The organism is Syntrophorhabdaceae bacterium (assembly GCA_035541755.1).
Lineage (GTDB): Bacteria > Desulfobacterota > Syntrophorhabdia > Syntrophorhabdales > Syntrophorhabdaceae > PNOF01.
On the sequence record DATKMQ010000152.1, the window covers coordinates 39,658 to 50,846 of the forward strand.

Below are 11,189 nucleotides of genomic sequence, written 5' to 3' on the forward strand. Positions count from 1 at the left end.
GGGCAGATATATGACCAAGCCTCTCTCATCTGTCCTCGTCCAGCACCTTGTATTCCTTTTTCAGGTCCGTAGGGGCGAGTCCGAAGTCGAGCATATGGTGAAGCGGGAGGTGTACGTCTATCGCTACCTGTGAGCACATTACCTCGCAAAAACAGCAGAAGGAACATTCAGCCGGATAGGCGACGACCGGCAATTGCTTTTCTTCATCCCAGCCGAAGATATCCATAGGACAGTGTTGATAACATACACCGCATCTGTTGCAGTGTTCGTAATCGATCCTTGGGCCATAATTGACATCAGTCTTGTACATGTATTTCCTCCTTTCAGATCATCCCTTTTATTCTTTATTCAGTCTTTCGCGATCGTACTTGATTTCACCGGCTATCTTTTGTGCCGTGACCACCATGTCGTCCCACGCGGGATCCATTTCCGGATAGTCGTCGCGGTAATGGGCCGGTACCATACGGCTTTCAGTCCGCCTCAGAGCAAATTGTGCATGCAGCTCTGATATTTGTATGATGTCTTTCACCTCCAGAGCCCGCATTAGCTCGTGCGGATTGCCCGCGTACAGCAAGGGTACTGCGCCCTGGTACGCGAATCTCAGCAATTCAATAGCGCGATCCATTTTTGCTTTAACCCTTTTGATGCCCACGTAGTTGTAGTTTACATTTCTGACATAGTCTTCAAGCTCTAATGGATTCACTCGGTATTCAGATCGCTGTGACAGCGGGGACAGGACCGCCTTTCTCGTCAACTCCACCTGCCGTAACTGTTCCGGGCCAAACGATTCCAGCTTTTCACATTTCACCAGTTCCGTGACATGATCCGCGATCAGACATGCCCAGGTGAATCCGTGTGAACCGGCCGAGCCGCCGCCAGAAACGGTTCCACCTGCAAACAGGTTCTTTACCCCGGTCTCTGCGTATTCGTTTTCACGGAAAACACCACCGCTCGCCTGCATACCTATACCGACCAGTACGGGCACGCATTCGGCGGGCCGTTCGTTCGTGAGACCGCCGGCGAGTTTGTGGAACTTGAGCGCCCTCGTCGGTTCTGTTGCGGCCGTAAAATAGACCGCGGCTACATCATCATCGGTGGCTACATTCTTTGCGGATAGAATAACATCATTCGCATACTCCGAGTTCCGGACGTTGGGTGAAAAGAGGAAATTTACCCCGGGGATCATGCCGCCCATTTTGGTGACATTGCTGTCGGGGTACTTATCCTCAAGATACTCCCCTTTGGAGTTGTACATCTTGAAATACCAGTTGCAGGCTCCGCCACCGCTGGAGTGGTTTATTCCTTTGGATACGTTGTAGACGATATTGATCTCCATATTCCAGAGTTTTGCACCTGCGTCTAACGCACATATATGTCCTCCTCCGTGGTTCATTGGGGCCGTCAGGGTGTAGAAGAGGTTATTAGGGTAGGGGGCCCATGGATAGGGATAGAGCCTTGCTGCCATTCCGGTTGCCAGAAGGAGCGTCTTGGCCTTGAACACGAGAAACTTGCCGGTTCTTACGTTGATAGCCGTTGCTCCGATGGCTTTGCCGTCGTTCGTTACGATACTCGTCACCATCGTTCTATCGAGGATCCTCACTCCCGCCTTGCGGACCGCAGTTCCCAGTCTCATCTTAAGATCGGAGCCTCTCGACAGAGTCCCGAATAGAGGTTCATACGGTTTTCCATGCTCGTCATATTCGATGCGGCCCCATACGGTTCCTTTTCTGTATCCCTGAAGCACCTTAAGCGAACCATCGTCTTCGCGGAGCTTGACGCCGATCTCTTCGAGGAGGGGCACCGACACGTAGGTGTTCTTCGCTTGTTTCTCGGCCAGCTTGGCTTGCTTGAGACCTTTGTACCGCTCGGTCCCCATTGCTCCCTTCTTTACATCATTTGTGCTGGCTTCCTTTTTCCCCATATCCTCCTTATGAAGCGGAATCTGGTTAAAATTATCGAGTCCCACTCCATCACCGCTATATTCCATCGTGGCTTTGTCAATCACGGTAATATCCAAATCTTTGCTGTTTTTCCTGGCCCGGATAGCAGCCAGGCTTCCTACCAGGCCGCCACCGATGATCAGGAAGTCTGTTTCGATGACGCCGTCTGATAATTGTTCGAGTGTTGCCGCCATGGTGTCCTCCTTATCCTTTTTCTTTAATGGAGATCAATCGAGTTTCAAGCTGACGCATCGAAGGTTGTACATGTTTTGCAACCTTTCGTAGGTGAGTCTGGGCGCGTCGTAAAAATCCAATTTGAAACAAAAATCCGAACAATAAACGTGCTCTTTGCCTCTGAGGATTTTGATTTCCGGATCACCCTTGATAGGCCTGCCGCAATACTCGCAATTCTCTTTCTTTGCCATAGTTTGCCTCCAGGTTTTTTTGTTAATCCTTTTCTTTCTCATTCTTTCTCAGGCTGCTTTTTTATTAAAAGAAGCAAAAACGATACCACTCAAGCGGTGGCCTTGAGATAATGCGGAAAAACCGTTGTTTCGGGGTCAAGACCTTCTATGATTCAGGATTTAGGCGGGATTCACGTGGGGCGGCCAGTGACTTCTTGGTGCGTTTTGTTCCAGGTTCTTTTGGTAGAAAATCCCTAAATACCGTAATTAATCACCATATTTGATGGTAGGTTATGGCTTTATTGCCTTACGGATTGTTAGGCGAGGGCCTATCTCCATCTAGGCGGAACGTTTGTTGTATATTGCCGGCTTAACGATGTCGAGTTTTTTCATGCGGTATATCAATGTTGAAGCGTTTATGTCGAGCAATTCAGCTGCTCCACCGGGTCCGTAGACCTTCCATCTGGTTTCCCTAAGGGCACCAAGGATATGCTCCCGTTCCTTTTCTTTGAGGGTTTTGGCGTTGCCGTTCTTCCCGTCTAATGTGGGTGCGTTCTCAAAGGGGGGTAGCCGAAAATCGGATCCTGTGCTCGATATGATACCTCTCTGGACGACATTTTCCAGTTCGCGCACGTTACCCGGCCAGTCATGGCGAATCAGGGTCCCCATTACTTCCTGCTTCACATTGAGCACATTCGTGCCCAGGCTCGCGTTATGGACTTTGAGGAAATGACGGACAAGCAATGGAATATCTTCTCTTCTCTCCCGTAAAGGCGGTATGGTGAGAGGGAATACGTTTATTCTGTAATAAAGGTCTTCGCGGAACCTTCCTGCCTTGATCTCCTGAAGAAGGTCCCGGTTGCTTGCTGCGATGAGTCTGAAGTCGGACACAAGTACATCCTTTCCTCCTCCCACTCTTTCGAACTCTTTGCTTTGAAGGACGCGGAGGAGCCGTGCCTGTACTTCGAGCGATAGATCGCCGATCTCATCCATGAACAGGGTTCCCTTATCAGCCATTTCGATCCGCCCCACATACCGGTTGGTCGCTCCGGTGAAAGCCCCTCTCTCGTGGCCGAAAAGTTCACTCGTAATAAGGCTCTCTGTCAGCGCGCTGCATTGGACAGTAACAAAAGGCCCATTGGCCCGGGAACTCTGACGATGAACGGCTTCGGCAAGCAAATTCTTGCCCACACCTGTTTCACCCAGTATCAGCACCGCCGCGTCACTCTTTGCAACGTGGTTCGCCTGCACAAGAATATGCCGGATTGCAGGGCTTGTTCCTACAATACTCTCGTGGTAGCCTGGTAGTACCGATTCCTTTTGTCCCGCAAAGTTCTCCTGTCTCTCTTTCCTCAGGATCTTGTCCAGATCCTGATGGGCCCTTTCCCCGTAAAGATAGAGGGTCGCTAAGGCGGCGAAAAAGGTGAGAAGATTTAGATCCTGGTTTCTGAAGACGTTCCCGAGAAGCCGGTTCTCATGATAAAGAACTCCGATAACCCTTTTTTCCAATAAGAGAGGCACACAGATACTCGACCGCACAAGAGGGTTTGACTGTTTGGAAAGGGGGTCTCCATCAGCATCGTCTGTTTCAAAAATAGAACCTGTGCCTGAGGTTATCACCCTCTCAATCATCTTTCTTGAGGATGCAAAAGCTGGATCGTATATCTGTTCCATGGTAAGGTTTTTTGAGGCTCGAAGGCGCAAAATGGGGCCGTTTTTCTGTTCCTCCCTCTGTTCCTCGAGAAGCAACAGGGCACCGCGCTCTGCCCCTGTTATGCGGTTTACCGTTGCAACGATGTTTTGGAGCAGCTTACCTCCGCCGTGTCTCGCACCGACCTCTTGGGTCAGGCTCACGATCTCCGTAAGAATAGTCCTTTCGTAATTTTGACCCTGTACCAGCGCCCGTAGATCATCGGGAATACAATCGGCGTTGGTGGAGGAAAATATCTCTGAAGCGAGCTGTACGGCGGCCCTGGCCTTCTTGTCGTTTGCCATGGACAAATAATAACGGGTCAACTCAAAGTATGTTTTGGCCAGTTCAATCTGGTTGCCCGATTCGCGGAGGCACTTGGCCGATTGATTAAAGAGATTGACAATCTCCTGGCTCGTTAATCCCTTGGATTTCTGGAGAAGCGCCTTATACCGGTACGCGATGCCACGCATAAATATATTCTTTACGCTTAGCATCCGTTCTATTTCCTGATCAAGCGATACGCCGGGCACTCTCGGCAGCTCCCCGCATTCCATAGCCCAGCCGAGCTCCATAAGATATGGGTAGAGCAAAAGGTTTGATTTCCGGACCGAACTGTTCCTCAAGAACTTTCGAAGATGCTGCAGGCATTCCCTGTGGTTACCCATATGCCGATAAGCAACCGCCAATTCAAGAGTCACGAGGTTTTCAATCCAGGTGTTATCGCTCTCCTGCGCTTCTTTTAAGGCAAGCTTCATGTATCGGAGGGCGTCTTCAGCCCGGTTTATGAGCAGCATCACCATGGAAATGGAAGAGTCGGCGTGCGCTGCAAGATAACGGTTATCTTTCTGAAAGCAATGGTCACGAATCGTGTCGAGCAATCCGAGCCCCTGCGTAGTCTGGCCCACCATGGCATAGCAGTGGCCTACCATCATGCCGGCGACAATGGGGAAATGACCTATCGGGTACTTTTCGACGTCGGGCACGGATTTCTCATAAACTTTGATGACCTCCCGGAATTGGCCCTGCCAGAAAAGAAAATAGATGCGAAACATGGTGATAGGGGCTGCCAGTTCCGGGTCGTCTGCATGTTTGATCCGGGATATGGCTTGTTCGAAACGCTGGGCTGCTTCGTTCAGGTGGGACGTCAGCCTTTCATATTTTGCAACGTGCATCTCCAAAAGTATTTCATACGCCGGTTTGTCCAACGATTTTACCCGCTCCCTGGCTTCCTTCAGGAAGGCGACGCATTGTTCCATATTGGTTCTGCCGCCATACACATTGGAATACCCTATTGCGGCCTTGATAAAGAGCCAATCTTCGTTTGCCCCCCCTTTGTCGGCAAGCTGTGCGAGCACATGAGTGAAACAGGACATAGCTTCATTCGAACGAAGGGATTGAGCGTAGATCTCTCCCGCTCTGATAATCCACTGGCATTCGGTCGCATCGTTCGGAATACAGGCAAGGTGTTCGGCAATCTCGAGTGCTTTTGCGTCGTCGTCGTGAAGATCCCGGATGAAGATCGCTGCCATCTGACGGTGATACCGTTCTTTTTCTTCGGTAGAGAGACGGCTGTATTGTTCCAGACGCCTTTCGCTGTTTCTGAAAGCGTACACGGCAGGCCTGATTCTGACGAGCAGTCCGCCCTGGACCTCTCGCTCGAGCATATCGAGTATCTTTGACGCCTTCATCCCTGTGAGTTCTTCGATCCAGTCCAAGGAGAACTCACCCTTAAACATTGAAGCTATGGATAGCAAAAAGTCTTCTTCGGGAGATTGCTGGCTCAAGGAAATCTGTTCGTTCTGCATGCGGGTACTCGTAAGAGTCCTGTAACCACACTTTGTTATCAAAATAGCAGCGCCATGTCAACATAATAAATCGCGTAAATAATGAAATATTGTTATTTACCGTGAAATATCACTGTATCCTTGCTTAAGCCTTCGGGACGAAAAAATAGGTTCTCAACCTGTTGAGATCCATTGAAGTAAAGGGAAATTGGAGTAGAAACGTGGCGCATGACAGTATTGACAAGACGGCTTGCCGTTTGTACCAAATCAAATAATGTGCAGATGGATGCCGTCTTCGCTATTTCGATGCAGGCTCTGAGGTGGAGGGAGAGGGGGACTGAAAAGGTAAGTTCCCCCTCTCTTTGAGAGAAGTTGTTGCTTACGGTTGCGCTATTTTGCAGCGTTGTATTGCGCTATGAGACGCTGCGCTTCGTTATAGATCTTAGTGCCCGGAAGACCTTTGAGGTCAAGGTCCTGGGCTTCTTTCAGGGCCATGGGCTTGATCGGCGCATAGAATTTAGCCATGTCTTCCTTTGAGAGCGTTATGAATTCAACTCCGAGCTTTCTTGCTACATCCATGGACTGTGGACTGTTCATCCACGTAAAATACGCATCAGTCTCCCGGCTATAGTACTCTATATTGTTCTCGAAAACTTTCCTGATGTCGGGAGGCAGGCTGTTGAACTTCTTGAGATTCATCATCCTCATGCCTCCGTGCGTACGGTACCAGTTGATCATGGTGACATATTTTGCCACATCGGCGAGTTTCAAGGACTCAAGTCCTTCAGTCGGACCTATCAGTCCGTCAAAGATGCCCTTCTGCAAACCCACATAGATTTCGGCATTCGATATAGAAATACCCTCTACGCCCAGCTCCTTGAGCGCGTTCGAAATGTCCCCCACGACTTTGATCCTCATGCCCTTCAGGTCGTCTATCTTTCGGACAGGTTTTCTGGTAATAAGCTGATTTAGTGATCCACCCCAACAGAGCACTTTCATGTCTTTATACTCTTGCTCAATCTCGGGAAATTTGGCGAGCATCTCTTTCCATATCTTGGCGCCCACGTCCAAGTTTGTCACACCATAGAAAAAGAGATAGCTTGCTCTAAGAATCTGAAAGCCGCTCTTGGACGTAGATGGGTTGATAAAGGCCATGTCAATGGCTCCCTGGGTGAGCTCTTCAACCGCATCCCTGCCGCCGATAACCGCTCCGCCCCAATAGGGTTTGAATTTCACTCGTCCATTGGTCTCTTTTTCAACCTTTGCCATCCATTTTCTGTCCACCACACTGAAAGGATGGTCCACACCGTACGGTGTGCCGTAGGTTAGTTCGATGACCTTTTGCTGCTGGGCCGCCGCAAAGCAGGGTAAAATAACGCTTATGAGGCAGACAGCCATAAGAAGCCCAATCGTGTTCCTAACTTTTCTCATTTTACTCTCCTTTTGCTTTTTTTCGCGACGACGGTTGACGTCGTAATCTTTCGGAGTTCTCACAAAATTGGATGTTTTCTATCTGTAAGTACTGTATTCTTTTGTAAATTCGAACATCATCTTCACGTTCTCCGGTTTAGCGTCATCGAGGCCCGTCGAAGCATCCATGATGAAACCGCCTCCCCTTCCGCAATGATCGATAAGCTTCTTGCAGTGGGCTTTCACATCTTCAGGCGTTCCTGTAGCAAGGACAGAGATGGGCAGTCCGCCTTTTATGCAAATACCATCTCCCAGGATATCTTTGGCCTTCGTCATATCCGTTGCCTCAAATGAGTAGCAGGCCTTTGCTGGCGGAATATCTTTTATGAACTCAAGCCGGGAGGTACAATCACCCTCCCAGAACGGGCAGGGATTGAGCCCCTCGTTGATGATGCCGATCATGAGTTCGCGGAACGTGGGCCAGTAAAAACGCTTGAATTGTTCGAGAGACATGAATCCGTCAAGCCCTTTGTGAAGAGGGATGAGAATCTTCGTGTTTCCAGATCTCTTCGCGCCAGCGAGGGCCATTTCCAGCATGTAAGGCAATAACTTTTCGCAGGCTTTCTCGACCAACTGAGGCCTCCTGTACATATCGAGCATAAGGCCCTTGGTTCCACGGAAGAAATCGCCCAGCGTGTCGAAGGGGGCTTGCGTGCCTCCTCCTGCCAGGGATGGGAATCCTTCCTCTTTCAACTTTTCATTGAATCTTTGAGCATAAGAACGGCTCTTAATGATTTCCTCGCCCGCCTTCATGAGGGTTTTAAGCGCGCTCTGAACTTCCGGCATACCGAATGCCCCAAAACCCACGAGGCCCAGATAATAGCTAATTATCGTGTGGATTGGCGGCAATTGTTCGAAGGCCTTGAGTTCTCCGCAGAGCCTGGGCCAGTACTTGCGCACCATGAAATCACTCGTGTCAGAAAGGAAATGATCGTACTCATCCGCCTTCATGTACTCACCTTCCACAAATTGGAAAGAAACATCGGCAGGCAACTGGCGTCCCGGCCACTTCAGCTGTTGAAAATCGAGGATATCGAGTAAAGGGCCGATACCTCTGGAGCCGAATGGGTTTTGAGCCATATCGGGCGCAAAATCGATGGTCGTCTTCAATTGTGCTTCCCAAACTTTGTCAAGATCGTACATCATATCTGCATGGGTAAACCCGCAGTAGCGTGCGGGGAAGAATGCAAAGGAAACAGCTATGGGCACCCTGTCAGGCGTTCTGAGCGCGATAGCATCTGCGTATCGTTTTTCCCGTTCGGCATAAAGCTCTTGAGGCGTCTTGTGCATATGGTCTTTTCTCCCGCTTATTGTTTTCTTCGCACCCGCTGTTTACAAGGCACAAAGTGTAGCTGATTCTTCAATCAGTGGTCTCAGGCAATAGTAACTTTCTGGCTCGTTACCTTCCTCCCCTGAGTCTCTGCACCTCGGTGAGAATCTTTGTACCCGGAAGCCCCTTGGCATCGAGATTCTTTGCTTCTTTGGCGGCTTTGTCCAGGATCAAGCTGTAGAATTTTGCCATGTCTTCCTTTGGGAGCGTAATGTACTCTACGCCGTTCTTCTTGCCGAATTCCTTTCCCTCCATGTCACTCTTTATCTGGTCGTTGTCCGACTCTGTAGAGAACCATTCGACGTTGCTCTGAAAGACCTTCTGGATGTCAGGGGGTAATTTGCTCCATGCAACAAGGCTCATGACGCGCGAGCCCGTACTGGGCCTTACCAGATTGAGCATAGTGTAATACTTGGCGACTTCAGCTAATCGCAGAATGTCGAGTGTATTGTAGGTGACGAATGCCCCGTCAAGGATGCCCTTCTGCATGCTCACGTAGACTTCCGTCATGGGCGAGTTTACTCCTTCTACACCCAGATCCTTGAGTACTGAGGTGATTTCACCGAGAGTCTTGACCCGCATGCCTTTCATGTCGGCAAGCTTGCGCACGGGTTTGCGGGCCAACAGATCATACTGGGTGCCCGAACTCCATCCCATGACCTTGAGCCCCTTATATTCGGCTTCAATCTCGGGGAACCTCTTCAGCATCTCGAAGAAGATGCGCCTTTCATCCGCAGGGTTTACACCTGTAAAGAAAAGGAACAGTGCCTTGGAGACGTCGTACCCTGTTTTTGCCTGACCCGGAGAGATGAACCCCACGTCAGCAACGTTTTTAACCATCTCATCCATGGCATTTGCCGAAGCCCCAATGATGGCCCCACCCCAGAATGGTTTGAACTTCACCCGTCCGTTGGTCTCCTTCTCTATCTTAGCCATCCATCTCTGATCTGTTTTGCTGAAGATATGGTCCGGACCGTAGGGCGTGCCATAGGTAAGCTCGATGACTTTCTGCTGGGCTATAGCGCCGGAAGGCATAACTGTTGTCATCAAAACAATTATTGATAAAGCAATTATGAATACGCTGATCTTTTTCATTACTCTTCTCCTCCCTATGTGATTAATCTCAGTGAAGTCTTGACTGTCCGGAAGAGGCATTGGTTAAAGCCGCTTCGCACTTGCCTGAGTTCGCTCCTCAATACGCACCATATTCCTTCGTAAAATCAAACATAGCTCTTACGTTCTCGACTTTCGCGTCGTCAAGACCTGTTGAAGAGTCCATGATGTATCCTCCGTTCCGGCCCACAATATCGATAAGCTTCTTGCAGTGGTTCTTTACGTCCTCAGGTGTGCCTGTGGCGAGAATGGAGAGGGGTACGTTACCCCGAATACAAATGCTATCACCCAGCACCTCTTTTGCTTTAAAGATGTCCGTCGCCTCGAAGGCGTAGCACGTCTTTCCCTCGGGGATGTCTTTGATGATCTTTAGACGGGAAGTGCAGTCTCCCTCCCAGAGAGGACAAGGCGTTAAACCCTCATTGATGAGTCGTACCATCAACTCCTTGAGGGTCGGCCAGAAGAACTTCTTGAACTGCTCTTCCGACATGAATCCGTCAAGCCCTTTATGGATGGGGATGAAGATCCTTGGATTCCCGGAGGCCTTTGCAGCGTTGACAGCCATCTCGATCATGAAGATCAGGATCTTTTCGCAGGCTGCGATCACTTTGTCAGGTCTTCTGTACATATCGAGCATGAGTCCTTTTGTACCTCTAAAAAAGTCACCCAGGGTATCAAACGGTGCCTGGCTCAACCCACCGAACTGCATGGGGAATCCCGCGTCCTTTGCCTTCTGGTTGTACGCCCTACCGTAGGTTGCGACCTGCAGTGATTTCTCCGCTGCTTTCTTCAATCCATCGAGGGCTTCGACTACTTCCGGAGAAACGAAGGCCGAAAGGCCCGTCGAAAGACCCATATAGTAAGAGATAATGTTATGGAGAGGGGGCAGTTTTTCAAATCCTTTTAGACTGCCGCATATGCGGGGCCAGTATCGTCTGAACATGAAATCGGTGGGGTCGACAAGAAAGTGGTCGTACTCATCGGCTGACATATACTCGCCTTCAACAAATTGATACGACAGGTTACTCTCCACCCCGTGGCCTGGCCATTTCAATTGCCTGAAATCGAGGGCATCGAGGAGCGGTCCGAGAAAACGTGTGCCGTACGGGTTCATGTCCATATCCGGCGCGAAATCCATAAGGGTCTTAAGCTGTGAACTGAGCATCTTATCGGGGTCATACATGACCTCTTCGATGGTCATGCCGGTATACTTGCACGGAAAGAAACCGAAGAGAACCATAATGGGAACCCGATCAGGCTTCTTTAAGGCGATGGCGTCATTCGTCCGCTTCTCTCGTTCCGCGTAATGCGCATCTGGTACCTTCACGGTCAGCCTCCTATCCATCCGTTACAGAGCGTTACCGCGGCCATGGCATCCTTACCATAGGCATCGGCCTTCACATACTTTCGGATCTCTTCATCGATCTGACCGCCGCCGATCATGATCTTGATCTT

8 protein-coding genes are annotated in these 11,189 nt (G+C 49.9%); all 8 read right to left on the minus strand.

From position 1 onward, the window contains the following. Window positions 1–25: 25 nt before the first annotated feature. Window positions 26–310 carry a ferredoxin family protein gene (locus VMT62_14885; GenBank protein ID HVN97712.1) on the minus strand — a complete coding sequence of 95 codons (285 nt, stop codon included), beginning with the start codon at window positions 308–310 and terminating at the stop codon, window positions 26–28. 27 nt (window positions 311–337) lie between these two features. Continuing rightward, window positions 338–2,134 carry an FAD-binding protein gene (locus tag VMT62_14890; protein HVN97713.1) on the minus strand — a complete coding sequence of 599 codons (1,797 nt, stop codon included), beginning with the start codon at window positions 2,132–2,134 and terminating at the stop codon, window positions 338–340. 33 nt (window positions 2,135–2,167) lie between these two features. Further along, complete coding sequence (locus tag VMT62_14895; GenBank protein ID HVN97714.1) at window positions 2,168–2,365, minus strand: hypothetical protein; 198 nt, start codon at window positions 2,363–2,365, stop codon at window positions 2,168–2,170. Between the two features lie 318 nt (window positions 2,366–2,683). Next, the gene (locus VMT62_14900; protein HVN97715.1) at window positions 2,684–5,842 is read right to left on the minus strand and encodes a sigma 54-interacting transcriptional regulator; all 3,159 of its coding nucleotides are present in this window, start codon (window positions 5,840–5,842) and stop codon (window positions 2,684–2,686) included. Window positions 5,843–6,211: 369 nt separating this feature from the next. Next, window positions 6,212–7,252, minus strand: a complete 1,041-nt coding sequence (dctP, locus tag VMT62_14905; protein ID HVN97716.1) for a TRAP transporter substrate-binding protein DctP — start codon at window positions 7,250–7,252, stop codon at window positions 6,212–6,214. Between the two features lie 78 nt (window positions 7,253–7,330). Then, a complete protein-coding gene (locus VMT62_14910; protein HVN97717.1) occupies window positions 7,331–8,581 on the minus strand; it encodes a uroporphyrinogen decarboxylase family protein in 1,251 nt (416 codons plus the stop codon). Window positions 8,582–8,690: 109 nt separating this feature from the next. Then, window positions 8,691–9,716 carry a TRAP transporter substrate-binding protein DctP gene (gene dctP, locus VMT62_14915; protein ID HVN97718.1) on the minus strand — a complete coding sequence of 342 codons (1,026 nt, stop codon included), beginning with the start codon at window positions 9,714–9,716 and terminating at the stop codon, window positions 8,691–8,693. 97 nt (window positions 9,717–9,813) lie between these two features. Next, on the minus strand, window positions 9,814–11,061 hold the full coding sequence (locus VMT62_14920) for a uroporphyrinogen decarboxylase family protein (GenBank protein HVN97719.1): 1,248 nt from the start codon (window positions 11,059–11,061) through the stop codon (window positions 9,814–9,816). Between the last annotated feature and the right edge of the window lie 128 nt (window positions 11,062–11,189).